We start from the raw sequence: 21764 nt of genomic DNA on the forward strand, positions 1-21764 counted from the left end.
GACCTTAATTGTGTAGCGCCTCGATGAATCCGCTATCTATGGCTACATTAACCAATTCCACAATTGCGTAGAGAGCGCGTTACTATTTTTGAGACGGAGCCGTCCACCATGCCAACGCATAGGATTGTACGGGCTGATTCACTTGTTGACGGAAAACGACCCGAATTTTATAACGTCCGGTTGCTGGCACTGGATAGAAAATATGCTGCACACTATCAATGTCGCTGACCGATGACCAGATAGCCCGACGAATATCATTGTCTTCCGCCCGCATCAGGTAAAGATCCAGCCTATTCAGTCCCCGATCGCGAAAGCTCTCCCCAATCTCAAATTCACCGTTGCGATTGCGATCGTTTAGCTCCACCAATCGATTCCAGGCTAAGGTTGCAGAAACATAGCTTCCTTGCAGCAAAGGCTTCTCAATCAGATAGTCTTGTACTGACTTCTTTGTTTCGATTTTGCCGTAGTTCCAGCCGATCGCGGGTACTGCTCGATTCGGTGCCCATTGTCCGGCACTAAACTGCTGATACGCTCGAAACGCATTCAATTGTCCCGCGCCCATCTGAATGTTTAAGGGAATTTTGCGGTCTTTATACGCATCAGAATCTAGCCAAGTTTTATTGTCTTTCTCTACGATCGTGCGCGTCATTCCGAGCAATCGCCCATCGCCTTTGTCTTTGATTTTGTCAGCAGAATTCATCAGTACCGCTTTCATCACTTCATGACGACGAGCATCCGTTGTCCAAGGTAATTTACAGCCCCCTTTACAACCAGCGCGGAGTTGTCGATCGCCGAATTCCTGCAACAATGCGACTGTTGCAGTCACGTGCGGAGCCGCAAAGCTTGAACCAACGGCAGTCGTTTGTTTGCCTCTGAGATTCGCGACGTTGATCTTACTTCCGGGAGCCGTGAGCGAGAGCGATCGACGACCTCCTAAGCTCGTCTCAACGCCATCGTTGCGCTTAAAAATGCGCGGATAAGTATCTCCAATATTTGAAAAATCAATTTTTGCATACTCCGCTCCGACTCGCCGTGTGAACGAAACTGTCATGCCGTTATAGCTATCCGTTGGAATCGGAATGCCGCCTTTTCCTTGATTCCCTGCCACAATGAACAAAGAATTATGCTTCAGTGATAACCAATCAATACATTGGGTTAGAAGTGCATTTCCGTCTAATCGAGCATTCGGGCGCGGATCTTGCTGCAATGCTTCCCCAAAGCTAAAGTTAATTGCTCTCACATCCCCCCCATTCTGCAAGGTGACCTGCTGAGCTGAAAGACATTCCTCGGCTTGTCCGCTGCGCTGTGGAGTGGCTGCGGCAGAAGAATAAAGCCGAGCCTCTGGCGCAACTCCTCGCACCGCTTTACTATCCCCGATCATCACACTCGCAACCTGAGCCGCATGAGTATCTAAGTTTGTATTCGTTTTTGCGGGCTGATTGCGGAAAAACACTCGCGTTAAGCCGATCGTCTGATTCGTTGTACTGGCCTTATCCACACCAAATCGAGGAGGTCGTCCGATTTCTACTTGCCCGATCGCAATCTTCTTTCCAGTGAGATTGTAGGGAGCCTGCTGAAGCCGGAGTGCATCAATGCCAGAGGCACCGATCGAGCTTTCTGCTATAGGCATCGCTTGTGCGGCAACTGCAATCCACATTCCACCAAGTCCCACCAGCCACTTCATCCTTCACGCTCCGTTTTTGAGTATTTATTCCTAAGATTTGTGCAAACCCTGACCAAAATCTGAGAGAAAGCCTTCACAATTTGTTAAACTGATCACAAAATCATGCTCTCCAAGGGGAACACACCGTCATGTCCAATAAACCGATCGTCATTGCACCTTCGATTCTCTCTGCTGATTTTAGTCGGTTAGGCGACGAAATTCGTGCGGTTGATGCCGCCGGAGCCGACTGGATTCACGTTGATGTGATGGATGGTCGGTTTGTGCCGAACATTACGATCGGCCCCCTGATCGTTGAAGCAATCCGTCCTGTGACCCAAAAGCCGCTGGATGTCCACTTGATGATTGTAGAGCCAGAAAAATACGTTGGTGATTTTGCTAAAGCTGGAGCGGATCACATCTACGTTCACGCGGAACACAACGCCTCGCCGCACCTGCACCGCACTCTGGGACAGATCAAAGAGTACGGCAAGAAAGCAGGAGTTGTGCTCAATCCGGGTAGCCCCTTGGAGCTGATCGACTATGTTCTGGAACTCTGCGATCTGGTTCTGATTATGAGCGTTAACCCTGGATTTGGTGGACAAAGCTTTATTCCCGGTGTGTTGCCGAAAATTCGTAAGCTGCGTCAGATGTGCGATGAGCGCGGACTCGATCCTTGGATCGAAGTCGATGGTGGCTTAAAAGCGAACAACACCTGGCAAGTGATCGAAGCCGGTGCAAACGCGATCGTTGCGGGTTCTGCGGTATTTAATGCTCCCGATTATGCAGCCGCGATCGAAGGCATTCGCAACAGCAAGCGCCCCGCACCGGAACTTGCAACCGTTTAATTGATTCAATTTCGATTAAGCCAAAAAAGCCGATCGCAGTAGTGCGATCGGCTTTTTTGCATTCCATCCCTCGATCAAACTGAGTCTTCGCTCATAATTTGAGCTAAATTACAGTTCCGCAGCAGTTCAGCGCTCTCTGGAATCAGATGCTCCTGAAGCTGATACACCGCTTGCAGCACCGCCAACTCCCGTCCGTAGTCGCGCTCTAAGATGTCGATCGCTGATTCCTGTCCAACTCGCCCTAATCTCAATAAATGCAGCGCCATATTGATATTAGAAAGCGGATTGCGAAGCTCCTGATAGAAATGGTTCAGCAAACCATCGCGTGTTCCAGAAACCTGTGGCGCAGTTACAGGCAAAGAAACGGGCTGACTTTTCGCTTTTTCTGGCTTGGCGGGCTTAACCTGGCGCGAATAGCACTCCGCTAACGCCTCATATTTTGCCAAGCGACCGACGACCGCCCCTAGCAAATCCGTCGCCGTGCAGGGCTTGGTCAGATAGTCGTCCGCACCGAGTTCCATGCCTTGGCGCTGGTCAGTTTTGGCGCTGCGAGCAGAGAGAAAAATAAACGGAATTCCAGACGTATCGGGCGAGGTGCGGAGTTGAGTCAGCACAGAGAAGCCATCACAGTCGGGCATCGTCACGTCACACAAGATCAAATCTGGATGATGATCATGTGCCAGTTGCACCCCAATCTGACCATTCTCGCCGCCAATTCCCCGAAATCCCTCAGCTTCCAGCAAATCTAAAATCGACTCTCGAACGGTTTGTTCGTCTTCAATCACGAGGATCGTTTTCATACGTGGACTGTCTATTTATCGGTAGCGTTACTGTAACTAGAGTTCCCTGATTTTCCTCGCTCTCAACGGTAATCGTGCCGCCGTGCAGATCAACGCATTGTTTCACGATCGACAAGCCTAAGCCCGTCCCTGGAATCGATTTTGCATTGCTAGCACGATGAAACGATTGAAACAAATCCGTTTGCTCCGATTTTGGAATGCCAATGCCACGATCGCGAATCTGAAACACAGCGCTACGATCGCTCAGCTCCAATCTAAAGTCAATCAACTCACCGCTAGGGGAGTATTTCACTGCATTCGATAATAAATTGGTCAAAATGTGGCGCAATAACCGCTCATCAAGGCGGGAATGGCTCCCATTCGTCTCATTGTAAGAAAACGCGATCGAACTTTTGCGCTTGTCGGTGAGGTGAAATTCGTCAACAAGCTCTTTACAGAATCGAATGAGATCCAACGACTGCGGGATAAACTGTAGCTTTCCTGCCTCGGTTTCTCCGACCGTTAACACATCCGTCAAAAGCTGGTGCATTCGTTTAACAGAGTCTTGAATGCGTTCGAGATACGTTGCCTTTTTTTGCTCAGTAATTTGAGTTCCGTAGCGTTGCAACAGTTCCGTTGAAAACAAAATTGTATTCAATGGATTGCGAAATTCATGCGATACAACTGACACAAATCTCGATTTTAGTTCGCTGATTTCTTTCTCTTTTTTCAGCGCAGATTGAATCATCCTCTCTGCTTTGTGCCGCGACAAAGCAATCTCAACCGCTGTGACTAATTCTCGGTCTTCAAAGGGCTTTAGAATATAGCCGAAAGGCTGAACATTTTTAGCTCGCGCTAAGGTTGGTTCATCGGCATGAGCCGTCAAAAAAACTACAGGCAACTGCCAATTTTTACGGATTTTCTCTGCTGTCTCGACTCCATCCATTTCACCCGATAAGCGAACATCCATTAATACCAAGTCGGGTTGCAGGTGAGTGATATCACTCAGCGCTTCTTCTGCGGTGGTTGCGATCGAAACGACTTGATATCCGGCATTCTGTAAGCTTGTTTGGATATCCAAGGCGATAATACTTTCATCCTCAACGATGAGTATTTTAGCAGTAGACATAATTCAGCCCTGAATTGAATCTTGATTAAACCTTGAGCTTTTGTTCTGTAAAAGAGATTGTAAATTGAACTCCTGATTCAAGGTTAAGGTTTATCTCTCCTCGCAATTGGCGAATCAACATACAAACAAGCTGCAAGCCCAGCGATTTGGTTTGGCGAAAATCGAGGTTTGGCGGAAAGCCGCGCCCATTATCGCGCACTACCAGCTGATAGCGCGTAAATTCACGTAAATCGTTGTAAAAATTTTCCTCAGCGTGAAGCTGAACCGAAATAGTCCCTGCTTCTCCGAAGGGAAAAGCGTACTTAAGCGAATTAGAAATAAGCTCATTAATAATTAGCCCACAAGGAATTGCGGTATCGATACTTAACCGCACATCTTCAACATCAAGATGAAGCTGAATTGATCGAGCATTCGCTGAATAAGAGCGAAATAAAGCATTCGTTAAACCATGAATATACTCTGAAAAATGAGTCTTTGCGAGATCCTCAGATTGGTAAAGCTTCTCGTGAATCAGCGCCATCGCACTCACTCGATTCTGGCTTTCTTTGAACACTTCAATAATTTGCTGGTCTTGAATGTGTCCTGCTTGTAATTTGAGCAGACTAGAGACGACCTGGAGATTATTTTTGACGCGATGATGAATCTCTTTCAGCATCACTTCTTTTTCTTGCAGCGATGCCCGAATTTTATTTTCTGCCCACTTACGTTCGCTAATATCAACAACAGAACCGATCACTTCGATCGATTGGTCACTCAGCCATTTCATGCTGTCTCGCAGCCATCGGTAGGAGCCATCATGATGTAAGAATCGGTATTCGCAAGTAATTTCTCCGGCTTGCGGCAAACTACGCAAATGCTCTAGCACGAACGATCGATCTTCTGGGTGAATGTGATCGATCCAAAACTGCGGATCTTTGAGGTATTGCCAAACCTCATAGCCGAGTTGTTGAGTGATATTTTCACTGACGAATGTACAGGCGCGATGGCGATCGGGTTGACAAGTATAAATCACGGCAGGACTGGAAGAAAGCAAATATTTTAACCGAGCTTGAGTGGCGATTAAGGCTTTTTCTGAGTATTTGCGATCGGTAATGTCGCGCTGTACGGCAACAAAATGGGTGACTTTTCCTTGCAAATTTGCGATCGGCACTACATTTAAATCCGCCCAATATTCGGAGCCATCTACGCGGTAGTTCATCAGTTCAAATCGGATGGATCTTCCGTGGCTGAGTGCAGTTTTGATTCTTTTGATCAGAGCATCATTGATTTTTTCACCTTTTCTTTCACCTTGAGTGAGAATGGTAGCCGTTTCTCCGATGACTTCTTCAGCTGAATATCCTGTCATTTGCTCGAAAGCAGCATTAACATACGTGATTTTTGGGGTTTCTAGATCTGCGTCGGTAATAATTACGGCATCATTCCCATTGACAACTACAGATTCAAATAATTTCAGGCGTTCTTCTGCGGCTTGGCGATCTTCTTGTGCCTGGACTTTTTGCAGCACGATCGAGAGATAATCGCCGAGTTCTTGAAGGACTTCAACTTCGGAGGAAGTCCAAGGCTTAGCGTACGGAGCATTAAGCGCCAGAATACCGATTTCGTGGGTGGAGTGTTGGACTGCCACCATCGCGATCGCACGGGTTCTACGGCTCAGCATATCGGTTGACATTGACGCGAATGCGGGGTCAGACAAAACATCCTCCACGATCGCCGGTTCACGTCGCTGCATCATTTCAAAATAAAAGGGAGTCAGGTGGAATCTCTCTACCTCTCCTTGCATAGACGGCATCGTTGGCGGTTGAACCGAGTGAATGACCTTGAATCGACGATTTTCGATAATGCTATAAAGCACTCGCAAGTCTGGAAACTGCTGAGCGGTTTGATCGGTCGTCAGTTTGATTAATTCGTTGACTGATAATCCAGCCGCAACGCCTTGCGAAATCTGATTCAAAATTTGCAGACAGCGTTGCTTTTCGCGCAGATTTTGCTCGATTAATCGTCGTTGTGAAACTTCTTTTTGCAGTTTTGCGTTTGCGGCTCTGAGTTCTACGGTTCGCAATTCGACGCGAATTTCCAGGTCTTGTTTGGTCTGCTGGAGTTCGATTTCAGCTTGGCGCTGGGCAGTGACATCAGTGGCAACGCCGATCAGCCCAATCACTTCGCCTTCTGTGCTGCGAATCGGAGTAGCGCGATTGTCATAAAACGCGCCGCCGAACTCCAAAATCGATCGATGTTCCTCGCCTTGAAGGACACGATCGAAGTCTCGAATCACTTGCGGATAGTCACGGTAAAACTCGTAAATCGATTGCCCAACCAGTACCCCTGGCTGTACTCCAAACGTTTCAAGCCCTTTACCTTCGCATAAAGTATAGACTCCGTTTTTATCGAGCGCGTAGAGGATTGTGGGAGTGTTAATCACCACGGTGCGTAACAGCTTTTCGCTTGCAATGAGGCTTTTTTGGGTGTGGCTTTGCTCAGTAATGTCGCGCATACTAATTACTCGACCCCAGAGCGTGTTGTTGAGCCATAACGGCTTTGAAAATCGCTCTAGAATTCGCCCGTCTTTTAGATAAAGCAGATTATGTCCCTCGATCGTGGGCTGTTCGGTTTCGAGTTGTATCTGCTGACGGAATAGATTGGGCTCAACCAGCAGTTGAGCCACCTGCTCTATCAGGCGAATGTCTTTGCTCAGCACAGATGCTTCAATGTTCCACTGTTGGCGAAAGGTTTGATTGATGCTGAGGATTTTGCCCTGCGAATCGATCGCTAGAATTCCGTCTGCGGCAGATTCGATCGTCATGTCTAGCAGCATTTTGGCGTTTTCTGCTTGCTGGCGAGCGGTGCGTTCCTGATAGAGTTCTTGCTGGAGGGTAGCGATCGTCGTTTTTAGATCTGCAAAAGCAGACTGAAGCTGTAAGCGGGTAGATGCTTCAGTATCAGAATCGCACTGACACCGGCTGAGAAGCGCTTGAAGTTGAGCAATTCTGGGCAGTGCGTCATCCTGGTACATGGATCGTCATTAAGAATAGGAAAGCCGAATGATTGGGACTGTGATCTAGGGTTTACGGTTCTCGTGATTCCCTTTCGCCCCGAATATAAGCGTATTATTCCCTAGGTGATAGGATCTGAATCGAAATCTTTTCATAAGGCTTCCACAATTCTTCATCAGCTTTGATTCGCCTATTTTGCTCTTTTCCCTACATTCTCGGATGCAAACTGTTCTTCAAACGCTCTCAACTACGATCGCACCTGCAGAAATTCGGACGTGGGATGCTCTATCTGATTTTCAACAAGCGCAGCTAACCCGATCAATTCGTCATCCCGATCAGATCGCGTGGGTGACTCCGACTTCGATCGAGGAGTTAAGCGCGATCGTGGCCTGTGCTCATCGCAATCAATGGCGCATTCTGCCTTGTGGTCGTGCGAGCAAGTTGCATTGGGGCGGTGTGATCGATGCGGTGACACTGGTGGTGAGTACGGAAAAGCTCGATCGCTTGGTTGAACACGCTGAAGGTGATTTAACCGTAACGGCTGAAGCGGGAATTTCGTTTGCCAAGCTGCAATCGATCGTCGGCGAAGTGGGGCAATTCTGCGCGATCGACCCGACGGGGCACGATCAAGCAACGTTGGGCGGGGTGATTGCAACGGCGGATACTGGATCGCTGCGGCATCGCTACAACAGTGTGCGCGATATGCTGCTGGGTGTGACGTTTGTGCGCTGTGATGGTGAGATTGTCAAAGCGGGCGGACGAGTGGTGAAAAACGTTGCGGGCTACGATTTGATGAAGCTACTCACCGGATCGTATGGAACGCTGGGAATTTTAGCGCAGGCGACAGTGCGGGTATATCCGATTCCGCCTGTTTCTCGATCGATGATTCTCATGGGTGATCCAGTTGCGTTAGAGAAAGTGACACAAACCCTATTAAGTTCTGCATTAACGCCTGTGAGTGTAGATTTGCTGTCGAATGTGATCACAGCAGCGTTAGGATTTACGAATACTCCAAGTTTGTTAGTCCGATTCCAAAGCATTGCGGAAAGTGTTGATCAACAAATTGAACGATTTACCGAAGTTGGAAAAACGCTGAATTTAAGCATTTCTGAACCCGCAGACTCGGATCTATGGCAGCAGTTGACAGAACAAATAAATTTATCTGCCCAAAGTGACCAGATCGTTTGCAAAATAGGAGTAAAGCCGTCTGAAGCAGTGTCAGTTCTGAATCAGATTTCTGCACTTTTACCGACTGCGGAAGTATTGATTCATGCTGGAAGCGGCATTGGGCGATTGAGTGTCAGAGAGGCGCGATCGACGCAACTTTTAGAAGCACGATCGATCTGTGAAGCCACAGGCGGATATCTTTCTGTGCTGCAAGCCTCGAGCGAGTTCAAACAACAGCTTGAAGTGTGGGGCTATTCTGGCCATGCGAACGCGAAACGCGGTGCAAGCATCGACTGGATGAAGCGTATTAAAGCGCAATTTGATCCTCAAACTCTATTTAGTCCTCACCGTTTTGTAGGCGGAATTTAAAAAATGCAAACCTCTGACTCCGTAGCCAATCCCGGTTTTGATGCTCACAATCCCCCCGATCCAAAGCTGATCGATTCTTGTGTACATTGTGGTTTCTGTTTATCGACTTGTCCGAGCTATCGCGTCATCGGTAAGGAAATGGACTCGCCGCGAGGACGCATTTACCTGATGGATGGCATTAACGAAGGTGAAATCCCGCTGAATGCCGCGACGGTGCAGCATTTTGACTCTTGCCTAGGGTGTCTTGCCTGTGTGACAACTTGCCCATCCGGTGTGCAGTACGACAAGCTGATCGGCGCAACTCGTCCACAAGTTGAGCGCAAAGAGCCGCGATCGCTCCCCCAAAAGCTCTTACGCCAATTTATTTTCTCGGTGTTTCCCTATCCAAATCGGATGCGGGCATTACTGCGACCGTTGGGACTTTATCAAAAATCAGGATTGCAAAAGTTAGTGCGATCGCTGAAATTTTTGGACGCGATCGCGCCGCAACTGTCTGCAATGGAAGCGATCTTACCGGAGATTCCCGCCAGAGCCTTTACCGATTCAATTCCCGCACTGATTCCCGCCCTAGGTGAAAAGCGGTATCGAGTGGGGATGCTTCTGGGTTGTGTGCAGCGTTTGTTCAATCCAGACGTGAATGATGCAACGGTTCGAGTCTTAACTGCGAACGGCTGTGAAGTGGTTGTGCCGCAAGTTCAAGGTTGTTGTGGGGCATTGTCGCATCACCAGGGACAAGAAGAGGAAGCAAAACAATTTGCGCGGCGAATGATTGATACGTTTGCCGATACCGGAGTCGATGCAATCTTGATCAATGCTTCTGGCTGTGGTCACACGATGAAAGAATATAGTCATCTATTGCAGGATGATCCAAACTATCGCACCAAAGCAGAAGCCTTTGTTCGTAAGGTCAAAGATGTGCAAGAGTTTCTGGCTGAAGTTGGGCTGACTGCACCGTTGTCCCCGTTGCAAGATCAACCGTTAACGTTGGTTTATCAAGATGCGTGTCATATGCTGCATGGTCAGAAAATCAGTGTTCAACCGCGTCAATTGTTGCGGAAGATTCCAGGAGTCCAATTACGGGAGCCTGTAGATGCAGCATTATGTTGTGGCAGTGCGGGAATTTATAACATTCTTCAACCAGAAGTCGCGAACGAGTTAGGGCGGCAGAAAGTGGAGAACTTAACCAATACCAGAGCAGAGATTATTGCCTCTGCGAACATTGGTTGCTATGTGCAGATTTCTCGGCACCTGAAGCTGCAAGATAAATCAGTTCCAGTGTTGCACCCGATGCAACTGTTGGATTACTCAATTCGCGGGATTCGGTTGAAAGATCTACAACTTCTTTAATAGCTTGTCGTAATTGCTAGGTGAGCCGATCCAGAACCATACGATCCGACGGGATCTTTCATCACTCCTACAGTCCGACAACCGATTCTTGCTCCCACCGAGCCGATCAGTTGGGTCATATTAAGCTTCTTGAACTCTAAACATTGGCTTCAAATACTGCTTGGAGTTTTAATTTTTTACGTTTAGGCTTGCTTAGGGCGGATTTGGCTTACCGCAGTTAGAGCCAATCGCCTCTGCCTAAATAGTGAACTTTTCTGAAGCATTTGTCAGAATCAGCCCCAAGGCATACTTACAATAAGTCTCGAATTCTTTTTGTTCTCTTCAGAATCATTAGGAAAAATTAAGATATGGCTGACGAGCTTATCAAACCTTATAACGGCGATCCGTTTGCCGGACACCTCTCGACCCCTATCAGTGATTCTGCCTTCACCCGCGCCTTCATTGGCAACCTACCCGCTTACCGCAAAGGGCTTTCTCCCTTGCTGCGCGGGCTGGAAATCGGAATGGCACATGGTTACTTCTTAGTCGGTCCTTGGACATTGCTCGGACCGCTGCGGGATTCACAAGAAGCCGCGATCGGTGGACTCATTTCCGCTGTCGCACTCATCTTGATTGCAACCGCTTGTCTTTCGATCTACGGTTTAGCAACCTTCCAAGGAGAAAAAACCTCCTCGGATTCGCTGCAAACCTCCGAAGGTTGGAGCCAATTTACAGGCGGATTCTTCGTTGGTGCAACAGGTGGCGCATTCGTCGCTTACCTGCTGATCGCTAACTTCTCGATCGTAGACAAGATCTTTACGGGTGCATTCAACTAGCCCTGTCGAACTGAAATTTCTTGCCAACAGGCTCGATCGTGATATCGAGCCTTTTTTATATTTTTGTGGCGAACTCAGCACAAGCGGATAAAATCGCCAAAAGTGGGTTGACATGAAGTACCCTATTAACTGCAAAACGTGGTAAATGCCCTCCCGACCTATGCCCGAACCACAAACCTGGGAATTTTTGATACAGCTAGACGGCGATCGAGCTTGGCTTCCGTTGGACACTTCCGAAATTCTGGAAGGTCGGTATCGCATTGCCGCAAAATCAAGCTATAAAAACGCACCCGTCGAAGTTCGCATTCAGTATGACGCGATCGACGAGGTTCCACCCAAGCGCCGCACTCAGACTCGAACCTATCAAACCAATCCAAACGGCTTAATGGCGGTGATTCCCTTCACCCATCTCCAGTCTGGGATTTGGGAGTTTCACTGCTCACCTCAAGAAGGCAGTCCACAGTCGCTGCGGTTTCGGGTGTTGTCGCTTGAGTCGGACGCAGTAGATGATTGGAGTCCAGTTTGGGATATTGAAGAGTTTGAAGCGATCGGGGTTGAGCCAGTAGAAGCAAAGGCAATCGAAGTCGATCGTCCCTTGGTTGAGGAAGCCTTAAAGGCAGAACCAGAGCGCGTCTCAGTTGAGGAGATTTTACAACAGGCAGAGCAGGAATCAACCACGATCGCAGACGAAATCTTGACCGAGTACGGCTTAATTGCAGAAACACCGTATCCAGATTACCGTTTGCCAGAGATAGTTGTTGCAGCAGCGCCACTGGTTGCGATCGATCTCGCTCAAAATACTTATATTGCTCGTTGGGGCGATTCTTTGAGCATTACCGGGCAAATTACTTCGGCTCAAACGGCGGATCTTGATGCAGAACTGCGGATTTGCCTGCGCGATCCCCAAACCTCTGAACTATTATTAGAAACTTGCAGAACACTGGATCAAGCAGCGTTACCGTTTGAATTGTCTTATCAGGTCACGTTGCCTGCTGGACTTGAAACGCAGCTAGTGTTGGGAGAGATTACGCTGCACGACCCGAAAGTTGAGGGACATCCGATCGTTGCAACCGAATTCTTTACGCTGCTGGCAGAGCTTGATCAGCTACTTGAGGCGATGTACCAGGCGAAAGAAGACGATCGGGCAATGGCGGAAGATATGTTAGATTTGCCTGCTCCTAAGTCTGCGGTGCAGCCGCCGCTCAATCTCGCTTTTCTTGACTTTGTTGCGGCTCCAAAAGATGCTGAAGCGGTGAGCTTCACACCCAAAGAAACGCAAGCACTTCCGCCGCAACTGCATCCACCAAGTCCGTACCGGCGCAAATCGCTGAACCTACCCAACTTCGGCATTCAGCCCGATGGAGCCATTCCTGAATACGCTCCCCCAGAAGCGACTCAGCTAGAAATTCCATTGTCCGAGGTTTCTGTGTCTGAGGTTTCTGATGAAATTTCTGTGTCTGAGGTTTCTGAACTGACTGAACCGCCCATCGAAGCCCCCGAAGACCCTACTGAAGAAGCTTTGCTCGATCTACTTACCCCGGTTGAAGAACCCGAAGCAAGCGAACTCAAGGTTCAAGCAGACGATCGAGAAATTACTCCCCTAGAAGAATCTGGGTTTCAGGCTAGTCCTGAATCGTCAAGTAGTGAAGTGGTAGTCGATGACGAGCCGATCTTGCCGTTCGCTGAATTAATCGTGTCGCGTCGTCACAATAAGGGACAGTCTGATCGCGCTCAAAATCCTTTACTGCTGCCAGAGCATGAATCTGTTCCTGATCCGATCGTGACGATCGCAGAAGCCGAACTCACCGGAGGGAAAACGACGACTGTTCGGATCAAGCTGCCAGACATTGCGCCGAAAATCTACGTCAAGCTGTGGGTGAGCGATCGACAAAGCCGCGGCATGATTGAACCGTCGCGATGGATCATTGACTTCAAACCTGATGGGCACGGCAATTTGGAAGCAACAACCGAGGTCAAAGTCCCGTTTGAGAGCGTAGAAATTCAGATCGAGGCGATCGCGGTAGAAGTCATGACCAATCGTGAAAGCCATAAAGTGACTGTCGATCGACGAGTCACGCCGGAAGAACTTCCTGACTTATGGATTGATCCGCTTGATGATTCGATTGTTTCGCCCTGAAGACGCTGAACAAATCGCGCAGCTATTTCACGATACGGTGCGTGAAGTAAATTTGCGCGATTATTCGATCGCTCAAGTGCAAGCTTGGTCGCCGGATGATCTAAATTTTCGAGATTGGGTGACGGTTTGCTCTAGTCGCTTCACTTATGTTGCTGAGGAAGCAGGACTCATTCTTGGATTTGGTGAACTCGAAGTAAATGGGCACATTGATTGTTTTTACTGTCACAAAAATTATCAGCGACGAGGGATCGGACGGGCAATTTATCAAGCCATCGAAGCAAAAGCAAGAGAATTAGACCTCGATCGCCTCTTTACTGAAGCGAGCATCACGGCAAAGCCGTTTTTTCAGAGCGTTGGCTTTACTGTGATTGCAGAGCAGCAGGTTTTTCGACGGGGTGGAACCTTCACAAACTATCGCATGGAGAAAAACTTGCAAGTGAGCGATCGATCTAAGTTGTAGATCTTTTTAGCAAATTCGCTCATCTTACGATTACACTCAATATACGAGTGCTGGTGTACTTTCGTGCATCCGTACTGTGTTTTCTGCAATTGCCGCGATGATTCCGCAACGTCTCACACTCCGACACTTCTTAAGCTACCGGGAAGCGACGCTCGACTTCCAGGGGCTTCATACTGCCTGTGTGTGCGGCGCAAATGGAGCAGGAAAGTCTTCGCTGTTAGAGGCAATTTCTTGGGTGCTTTGGGGAGAGGGTCGGGCAGCTTCTGAAGACGATGTGATTCACATGGGCGCAAAGGAAGCTCAGGTTGAATTTATTTTCCAGATGCACCAGCAGACTTATCGAGTACTGAGAACGCGCCAACGCGGACAAGGCGGAACATTGGAGTTTCAGATCATGCAGGGTGGCGGATTTAAGTCGCTTACCGCAAAAGGCATCCGATCGACCCAGCAGTTAATCCTGACGCATCTCAGACTCGATTACGAAACCTTTGTCAATTCGGCTTATCTGCGTCAAGGTCGGGCTGATGAATTCATGTTGAAACGTCCGGCTGAACGCAAGCAAATTCTGGCGGATCTCCTAAAGCTACATCAGTATGATGAACTCTCTGAGCAAGCGAAAGATAAATCGCGTCAGTTCAAAGCCCAAGTCGAGTTACTAGAACGGCATTTAGAAAGCATTCGGGAACAGCTACAGCAGCGAGATACGATCGCACAAGAGCGCTCCAAACTCGAAGCTGTGTTGGAACAAATGCAGCAACAACAATCCACAAATCATCATCAACTGCAACAGTTCCAAGCCGTTCAACATCAACGGCAAACGTGGCAACAACAATTAAGCTGGCAACAACAACAACAGCGCAACCTGAATCAAGACTGCCAGCGATTGCAAAAAGAACGATCGCAAACCGATCAACAACGCCAAACTTTAGAATATCTATTGCAGCAAGAAAGCACGATTATCGCGGGCTATCAACAATGGCAAGCACTTCAAGGCCAAGAAGAGCTATTCTCTGCAAAGTTTCAATCTCATCAAGTTGCTCAATCTCAACGGCAACAATACGAGCAGCAGCAGACTGAAAAACTGCAAGAGCTACAAAATCAACTCCAGAAAGTTCAAGCCCAGGAAATTACCTTGCAAGAACAATTGCAGGAAGTTCAAAAAGCATTGAGCAAGGAAGCGGAGATTGAATCTGCGATCGAACAACTCAATCTAGCGCGTCAAGACCTGCAAAGGCTCGATCGTCTCCAGCTTCAAGCCTCACCCCTGCTTCAGCGTAAACAACAACTGCAACAAAAGCTCGATCGTTCTTTCACCCGTCTTTCTGCCCGACTAGAAGAACTCCGAACCTCTGCGCGTCAACTACAAACCCAACAACAACGACAACCGACCCTACAAAAAGCGGCAGTCGAAGTTGCCGTCAAAATCGAAGAACTGGAAAAGCTCAGAGCCTATCAAGATCAAGTCCGCGAGAAAGGCTTAGAGCGCCGCAGTTTTATGGAACAGCTTCAGGCACATCAACGCAACTATGAAGCTCAGTTAGCTGAGCTCGACTACAAAATTCGGATGCTAGAACAAGAGCGAGCAGCAACGGTTACAGCGACCGAGGAATTTGCAGGCACAACTTTAGTGCAACTCAAACATCAAGAATTTCCGCCTTGTCCCTTGTGCGATCGACCTTTAGATGAGCATCATTGGCACTTAGTTCTAGAGAAACAACAACTTCAAAAAGAGGAAATCCTGACTGAAATCTGGGTGATTCGAGAACAGTTAACCGTATCAGAACGAGAAATCCAGGTACTTCGCGACGAATACACCCACATTGAGAAACAGTTAGCTCAATACGGAGATGCTTTGCAACGTCGCGGACAGCTTCAAGAACAATTACAAAACACCGCAGAAGTTCAAGATCAACTATCGCAGATTACTAGCGAATCACTCAAGCTAGAAGAACAACTAAAAACCGCAGCTTTTGAACCAGAACTCCACGAAGAACTAAACATTCTCGATCGCAGTCTACAACAACTCAATTATGATGAGCGCGATCATGCACTGGCGCGGGGAAGCGTCGATCGCTGGCGTTGGGCAGAAATCCGCCAAGCTGAAATCAAACAAGCAAAACGCAGACAAGCGAACATCTTGCAGCGCCAACCCGCTCTCAGAACACAAATCGAACAATTAGAACAACAACGTAATAGTTTGATCGCAACTCTGGAGCAAGGTTTACAACAGTACGATCGTCAACTTCAAGACATTGGATACAACTTAGATCAGCACAACGCCATACGATCAGCATTGCGTCAGGCACAAGCTTGGCAACTCCGCTATCAAGAACTCAGACAAGCTCAAAAAAATTATCCTCAAGTTCAACATCGCCTCTACGAACTAACACACACCTTGCAAGCACGATTCAACGATCTACAAACCATCACACACAATTGTCAAGAACTCATCCACGCCCTAGAGCAAACTCCAGATCTCACCGCACACATTCAAACCCTTGAACAACAAATCCAGCAGCAGCGCACCCAACTCGACGAACATCTAGCCAAGCTCGGACGACTGCAACAACAAGAGCAACAGCAGGAACTCATGAGTCAACAGTTTGAAGCGGTCAACACCCAACTCAAAACCGCTCGTCAACAATGCCGTATCTATCAAGAACTTGCTCAAGCCTTCGGGAAAAACGGCATTCAAGCATTGATGATCGAGAACATCCTGCCGCAGCTTGAAGCAACAACTAATCAAATTCTGTCCCGTCTCAGCGCCAATCAGCTTCATGTTCAATTTGTCACCCAGCGCAACCGCAAAACTAAAACTGCGAAAGCAATGGAAACACTAGACATTCTCATTGCAGATGCCTACGGCACTCGACCGTATGAAACTTATTCCGGTGGAGAAGCATTCCGGGTCAATTTTGCCATTCGATTAGCGTTAGCGCGACTGTTAGCCCAGCGATCGGGCACTGCTCTACAAATGCTCGTTGTCGATGAAGGCTTCGGCACTCAAGATCAAGAAGGGTGCGATCGCCTGATTGCCGCAATTAACGCGATCGCGCCAGAATTTGCTTGCATCCTCACCATTACGCATATGCCGCACTTTAGAGAAGCCTTCCAAGCGCGAATCGAAGTCACCAAAACTCAAAACGGCTCCGAACTGATGCTGTGCCTATAGATCAAAATGGTTTGGACTCCTGTAGAATAGGAGGGTTGTTTAAATTCGCCGATCCTATGGCAGTTCCTAAGAAGAAAACCTCCAACGCCAAGCGCGACCAGCGCAAAGCGACTTGGAAACGCAAAGCCAATCTGCAAGCCCAACGCGCTCTGTCTCTCGGCAAATCGATTCTCACCGGACGGGCAAAAGGCTTCGTCTATCCGACCGAAGAAGAAGGCGAAGAAGAATAAGTAAAATGCGTGATTCCGTCTAATTGAAGAGTCACGCATTTTTTTGGCTCTGCTATATTTCCAGAGTCACGCCTCTCTCAAAAGTCACGATTATGTTAGGCAAATATTTCAAAAAGCCAGAACCGCAACATGGCGATCGTGTTCCTCCCGGTCAGAGACTAGCGACAGGATTTCCCGTTCTGACCTACGGCGACACTCCAGACATCGATCGTTCTAATTGGCAATTTCGCGTCTGGGGACTGGCTCAGGAGAAAGTTTTCTCCTGGGACGACTTCATGGCGCTGCCGCAAAGCGAATTTACCGCCGATTTTCACTGCGTTACTACTTGGTCAAAGCTGGATGTGCAGTGGGTCGGCGTGAAAGTGACCGACTTTATGAACGCGATCGCAGTCGATCCGAAAGCCGTGCACATTATGGAACATTGCTACGGCGGCTATACAACGAATATCTCGATGGAAGATTTCGTCCGAGAAGAAAACTTCTTTGCTCATACGCTGTTTGGTGAGCCGTTACCAGCCGATCATGGTGGGCCATTGCGTTTAGTCGTTCCCCACCTGTACGCCTGGAAAAGCGCAAAATGGATTAATGGTTTAGAATTTCTGTCAAAAGAAGACTTAGGATTTTGGGAGCGCAACGGCTATCATCACCGAGGCGACCCCTGGAAAGAAGAACGCTATAGCGGAAGATTCTTCTAAACATTCTAAACAAAAGCCGAGGCATTACACCTCGGCTTTTGTGGTCTAATGGGTCGGTAGATAAACCGTAAAGGTACTTCCCTTTCCAAACTCTGTTGAAACGTTGATTCTGCCGTTGTGCGCCTCAACAATTCGACGAGTAAGATGCAATCCCAGACCGCTACCCGATCGCTTGTGTTTGCCCGGAACAAAGCTTTCAAACAGATTCTCTCGATCGCTCTCCGAAATTCCAGGACCTGTATCCTGCACTTCGAGCTTAATTGCAGGCACCAATCCGGTATCCACCTTTGTTAACCGAACAGAAACAGAACCTTCGTCGGTGAATTTAATCGCATTCCCAACTAAGTTTGTCATCACGCGATAAAGTTCTAATCGATCGCCCTTCGCATTGAAGTTATCGTTCTCATTCAACTCTAGCTTCAACGTTAAATGCTTGTCGATCGCAAGCGGTGAAAGTTCCTTAACTACTTCTTGCGCCAGTTCGCCTAAATCAACAGGCGAAAATACTAGCGTCTTCCGTCCCGCCTCGTAACGATACACTTCCAGCAGCGTGTTCACCATCGTCAGCAAGTTCGCATTACTCCGAATCATGGTGGAGATTGCATCTTGAACATCGCTAGACAGATCACCTAATGCCCCCTGAGACATTAGATTCAACATCCGATCAGCAGCCACCAACGGCGTTCTCAAGTCATGCGTCAATCGTGAAACAAAGTCCTCTCGCTGACGTGCAATCTGATCGCGCTCATCGACACTGTGCTTCAAGCGAAGCAGCGCCCGGACTCTTGCTAACAATTCATCGAAATGCACAGGCTTGCGGATGAAATCATCTGCGCCAGTATCCAAACCCTGGGCTACACTCGGCTGATCGTAAGCCGTCGTCAGCAAAATCGGCATAAAGGGCAGCGAGATATTCGCTCGAATTCGGCGCGTGACTTCGTACCCATCCATGCCGGGCATCATCACATCCAGCAACACCAAATCAGGTGGAGACTGCTCGATCAGGCGTAAGGCTTCTTTGCCACTATCCGCAAGTTCAACCTGATAACCTTCGTCCTGCAAAATGGCTTGAATTAGCAGACAGTTATCAGGCGTGTCGTCTACCACAAGAATACGATCGACGGTGCGGGATCGGTTGAAAGGGGAGTGATTCATGCAATCCACCTATGAAAGGCAAAGTCAGTCAGTATTCTGAATAAACACGACTTAGGTTACACTCTACCTCATTCTTCTGATGGATTTTTCCTGTATTGTTCGACGTACTGCACAACAAGTGGGGTGATCTTCTCGATCATCTCGCTAAACGTCGATCGTTCCTCGTCTGTCCAATAGCGCGGCTCATGCATCAAACAAGGCTGCAAAACTCCCCAAAGCTGATGATCCTGACAAAGATGCCCATGAATCAGTGCCCGATGCCCAAAATTCTCGCGCTCAAACTGTGCATTTAAGACTTCAGGGCTTGCCGTCGTCACGTCTTCTACAAAGATCGAAGGTTTAGTGGCAAGTGCAGCCGCAAACATCGGATCTTCATCAGCAAGCGATTCAGGTTCAGGCTTCCAGTCCTCATCATAGACTGTAGGGATCTCTGAGTTGCGCGTCCAGCAAAAGGGAACCCGACCCAAGCGAGTCTGGGGATCACGCAGGTAAACAAAACAACGATCGCTGTTCAAATACTGCGCGATCGCCTCCATCAATGCTGGAAGTGCATCAGCGGAGTTTGTTTGCAGTAGTTCAGCAATCTCAGGCGGCATCTTTTACAAACGTCCATTCAATCAGCTTACGCGGCGCGTTCTTAAGGGCTTCGGTCAGTTCTGCATTACTGTCAAATTTGACCTGTGACAAAACTGTGGCTTCAACATTGACCGTAAATTTGTCATCTTGAAAGCACCAAGGTGTGACCGTAACCAACCCATTTTCAAACTGCTTGATATCATAGTCCTGATCATCGTGAGCTTTGCTGATTTCGAGTCGGCGTTCGTCAGCGGGAAGTTCTTGTTGGCACAGAATCAGAGAGCAGCGATCGCACCATTGCAGGAAGTCATACGCTTGCGTTGCTTCTTCTTCAGAAATGCCTAAGTCCTCGCGCCAAAGTTTTTGCTTTTCAATTTGCTCATCTAGAAACTTGTCCGCTTCGGGAGAGGTTCCACGCTTAGCGGAGTTCAACCGCAGCAAGTGCATTGAGACGAGTAAAGCCACCCAACGCCCCCGATACAGCGACCCTTCGATATGTTTTCTGAGGCTATGATAATCAGTTTCTTGATCCGTGTCTTGAGTGAAGTCTTTAGGCGCACCTGCTTTATTGAGGTTATTTTCTTCCCATTCGCGCTCTAAGTCATCATGATGGGAGATAGCAGCGATCGTTTCATACAAACGAGGCGGAGCATCTTTTCTGCGCCATTGTCCACCAATCTGAGCTGCAAGCAGAGCATGAGCACGATGATAGATAATCTGCCAACCGTTTTGGGTTGCATTAACGATCATTACGGTTTAGATGAAACGACAATACAGCCGATAATATTGGATGCACTATTTGAGCGAATCTGTCTCACGATCGAATATTCGTGTTTCACCATCGTTAGTCAAATAAAACTTTAAGCCATCAATTACTGACAAACTAAAGTCAGTCATCGCTACCCGGAAAGTTGCTCAACCTCAGGTCCGGTTAAGCAGCAGGGAGCAAGTTGTGGTCGATGGCAATGAAGGGCTTCTTCGGTTGATGGCAGTAGGCAATCAAGCCACAGACCAAGTTGACCAAGCAGTTAATCGGGAAACGATGGCGCGAATGCTCAATTTAAGAGATGTTCTTGAGTTGGTCGATGATCGTCTCGACGATGGCGCGTTTTCTGAGAAACAAGCGGTCTTCGAGTGGGGTTAAGAGGATGTTTCAGAAGTAGGTGAATCGGTAAAAAAGCTCCCACGACATAAGCTGTAAATAACAACAAGACAGCACCAATGAGAGCTATGAGTAAAGCATACTCCAGCAACTTAACGCTGGAACAGTGGCAACTGATTGAACCGTTAATTCCTGCTGCAAAATCTGGAGGTCGTCCGCGTACGGTAAACGTGTGGGAGGTCTTGAAGCAATTGTTTATCTGCTGACGCAAGGCTGCACATGGCGCAATTTACCCGGAGATTTTCCAGCCTGGCAAACGGTGTATCGCTACTTTCGCACTTGGCGGAAAGATGGAACTTGGCTGAGATTGCACGATCATTTGCGGACTTGGGTGAGGGTGAGTTGTCACCGAGTTACCAGCCCATCAGAAGCAATTTTGGACAGTCAAACTATCAAGAGAAAGTACAGATCGAGTGGGCAGATGCGTTTCCTAGCTTGGTGAGCTACCAGCGCTTCATCGAATGGATTCCTGGTACGCTCGTGCCGATGTGCGCTTATTTGCGCTCGTGCTTTGGGTCGTGCAGTGGCATCAGTTTTATGGATTCCACATCGTCGCGCGTCTGCCACAATCGCCGCATTGAGCGCAACAAAGTGCTTGAGAATGTTGCCGCTATGCGACAAAACGTCCGTCGATTGGTTCTTTGACTTCAAGCTGCACCTGGTTGTCAATGACCGAGGTGAGTTGCTCAATATCATGCTGACTCCAGGCAACACCTTGGCAAACAACTCCTCAAAACCGCAGGGGTTCAACTCATCACCAAGCTCAAGCTCAACATGAAACAGCGATTGCTGTCCCTCAATGGCCGGTTGATGCCTCGTAGACGCTCGATCATCAAAACGATCATTGACCAATTGAAGAACATTTCTCAACGAATTGCATTCACGTCATCTTGTGCATCACACTTGGAAAGCAATCTTCTAACAGATAAGGTTCTTCCACATTTCCATGGAAGAACCTTATCTTCTAATTAATACCCTGGCAGCTAGCTATTTTGACAAGAGGCTACCCTCTCACTATCGTCGCCGCAAATGCGTTTCACCACTCAGTTCGGGATGGATGAGCGTGGGGCCAC

The 21764-nt window shown here is 48.2% G+C and carries 19 protein-coding genes and 1 pseudogene; 13 read left to right on the forward strand and 7 right to left on the reverse strand.

The features are described from left to right. Positions 1 to 82 precede the first annotated feature (82 nt). Positions 83 to 1684: a S8 family serine peptidase gene (locus tag H6F51_25740; GenBank protein ID MBD1825879.1), complete on the reverse strand. Its 1602-nt coding sequence runs from the start codon at positions 1682 to 1684 to the stop codon at positions 83 to 85. A 128-nt stretch (positions 1685 to 1812) separates the two neighbouring features. Between H6F51_25740 and H6F51_25745 the strand changes: the two genes are divergently transcribed. Next, complete coding sequence (locus H6F51_25745; protein ID MBD1825880.1) at positions 1813 to 2508, forward strand: ribulose-phosphate 3-epimerase; 696 nt, start codon at positions 1813 to 1815, stop codon at positions 2506 to 2508. 74 nt (positions 2509 to 2582) lie between these two features. On the opposite strand, the gene H6F51_25750 is transcribed toward H6F51_25745, so the two are convergent. The 3 genes from H6F51_25750 to H6F51_25760 are packed head-to-tail and all read right to left on the reverse strand — an operon-like array spanning position 2583 to position 7426. Then, positions 2583 to 3308: a response regulator gene (locus H6F51_25750; protein MBD1825881.1), complete on the reverse strand. Its 726-nt coding sequence runs from the start codon at positions 3306 to 3308 to the stop codon at positions 2583 to 2585. Further along, the gene (locus H6F51_25755) at positions 3286 to 4416 is read right to left on the reverse strand and encodes a response regulator (GenBank protein MBD1825882.1); all 1131 of its coding nucleotides are present in this window, start codon (positions 4414 to 4416) and stop codon (positions 3286 to 3288) included. The genes H6F51_25750 and H6F51_25755 overlap by 23 nt, the downstream gene beginning before the upstream one ends. A 25-nt stretch (positions 4417 to 4441) precedes the next feature. Next, the gene (locus tag H6F51_25760; GenBank protein MBD1825883.1) at positions 4442 to 7426 is read right to left on the reverse strand and encodes a PAS domain S-box protein; all 2985 of its coding nucleotides are present in this window, start codon (positions 7424 to 7426) and stop codon (positions 4442 to 4444) included. Between the two features lie 199 nt (positions 7427 to 7625). Here H6F51_25760 and H6F51_25765 point away from each other — a divergent pair, with 199 nt between their 5' ends. The 8 genes from H6F51_25765 (at position 7626) to H6F51_25800 (ending at position 17798) form a co-directional block, all read left to right on the forward strand. Continuing rightward, positions 7626 to 8942: an FAD-binding oxidoreductase gene (locus H6F51_25765; protein ID MBD1825884.1), complete on the forward strand. Its 1317-nt coding sequence runs from the start codon at positions 7626 to 7628 to the stop codon at positions 8940 to 8942. A gap of 3 nt (positions 8943 to 8945) precedes the next feature. Beyond that, the gene (gene glcF, locus H6F51_25770) at positions 8946 to 10289 is read left to right on the forward strand and encodes a glycolate oxidase subunit GlcF (protein MBD1825885.1); all 1344 of its coding nucleotides are present in this window, start codon (positions 8946 to 8948) and stop codon (positions 10287 to 10289) included. A 347-nt stretch (positions 10290 to 10636) separates the two neighbouring features. Continuing rightward, complete coding sequence (locus tag H6F51_25775; protein ID MBD1825886.1) at positions 10637 to 11104, forward strand: photosystem I reaction center protein subunit XI; 468 nt, start codon at positions 10637 to 10639, stop codon at positions 11102 to 11104. 160 nt (positions 11105 to 11264) lie between these two features. Next, positions 11265 to 13241: a hypothetical protein gene (locus H6F51_25780; protein MBD1825887.1), complete on the forward strand. Its 1977-nt coding sequence runs from the start codon at positions 11265 to 11267 to the stop codon at positions 13239 to 13241. Then, positions 13219 to 13701 carry a GNAT family N-acetyltransferase gene (locus H6F51_25785; protein MBD1825888.1) on the forward strand — a complete coding sequence of 161 codons (483 nt, stop codon included), beginning with the start codon at positions 13219 to 13221 and terminating at the stop codon, positions 13699 to 13701. Before H6F51_25780 ends, H6F51_25785 begins: the two co-directional genes overlap by 23 nt. 97 nt (positions 13702 to 13798) lie before the next feature. Beyond that, positions 13799 to 16873, forward strand: a complete 3075-nt coding sequence (locus H6F51_25790; GenBank protein MBD1825889.1) for an SMC family ATPase — start codon at positions 13799 to 13801, stop codon at positions 16871 to 16873. A gap of 56 nt (positions 16874 to 16929) precedes the next feature. Further along, entirely contained in the window at positions 16930 to 17103 is a 174-nt protein-coding gene (locus H6F51_25795; GenBank protein ID MBD1825890.1) for a 50S ribosomal protein L32, read from the forward strand. Between the two features lie 92 nt (positions 17104 to 17195). After that, entirely contained in the window at positions 17196 to 17798 is a 603-nt protein-coding gene (locus H6F51_25800; GenBank protein MBD1825891.1) for a sulfite oxidase-like oxidoreductase, read from the forward strand. A 45-nt stretch (positions 17799 to 17843) separates the two neighbouring features. Here the strand turns inward: H6F51_25800 and H6F51_25805 are convergent, their stop codons facing one another. The 3 genes from H6F51_25805 to H6F51_25815 form a co-directional block, all read right to left on the reverse strand. Continuing rightward, on the reverse strand, positions 17844 to 18953 hold the full coding sequence (locus H6F51_25805) for a hybrid sensor histidine kinase/response regulator (protein MBD1825892.1): 1110 nt from the start codon (positions 18951 to 18953) through the stop codon (positions 17844 to 17846). A gap of 68 nt (positions 18954 to 19021) precedes the next feature. Then, complete coding sequence (locus tag H6F51_25810; GenBank protein MBD1825893.1) at positions 19022 to 19549, reverse strand: GAF domain-containing protein; 528 nt, start codon at positions 19547 to 19549, stop codon at positions 19022 to 19024. Further along, on the reverse strand, positions 19539 to 20279 hold the full coding sequence (locus H6F51_25815; GenBank protein ID MBD1825894.1) for a DUF3891 family protein: 741 nt from the start codon (positions 20277 to 20279) through the stop codon (positions 19539 to 19541). The genes H6F51_25810 and H6F51_25815 overlap by 11 nt, the downstream gene beginning before the upstream one ends. A 202-nt stretch (positions 20280 to 20481) precedes the next feature. Here H6F51_25815 and H6F51_25820 point away from each other — a divergent pair, with 202 nt between their 5' ends. The 4 genes and pseudogenes from H6F51_25820 to H6F51_25835 all read left to right on the forward strand — a co-directional run bounded on the left by H6F51_25820 (position 20482) and on the right by H6F51_25835 (position 21525). After that, positions 20482 to 20673, forward strand: a complete 192-nt coding sequence (locus H6F51_25820; protein ID MBD1825895.1) for a hypothetical protein — start codon at positions 20482 to 20484, stop codon at positions 20671 to 20673. An 86-nt stretch (positions 20674 to 20759) separates the two neighbouring features. Beyond that, positions 20760 to 20897 carry a hypothetical protein gene (locus H6F51_25825; GenBank protein MBD1825896.1) on the forward strand — a complete coding sequence of 46 codons (138 nt, stop codon included), beginning with the start codon at positions 20760 to 20762 and terminating at the stop codon, positions 20895 to 20897. Continuing rightward, positions 20864 to 21133, forward strand: a complete 270-nt coding sequence (locus H6F51_25830) for a transposase (protein MBD1825897.1) — start codon at positions 20864 to 20866, stop codon at positions 21131 to 21133. The genes H6F51_25825 and H6F51_25830 overlap by 34 nt, the downstream gene beginning before the upstream one ends. Beyond that, positions 21064 to 21525 (forward strand): annotated as a pseudogene (locus tag H6F51_25835) (transposase). Before H6F51_25830 ends, H6F51_25835 begins: the two are co-directional and overlap by 70 nt. The last annotated feature ends 239 nt before the right edge of the window (positions 21526 to 21764 follow it).

This window comes from Cyanobacteria bacterium FACHB-DQ100 (genome assembly GCA_014695195.1).
GTDB lineage: Bacteria > Cyanobacteriota > Cyanobacteriia > Leptolyngbyales > Leptolyngbyaceae > Leptolyngbya.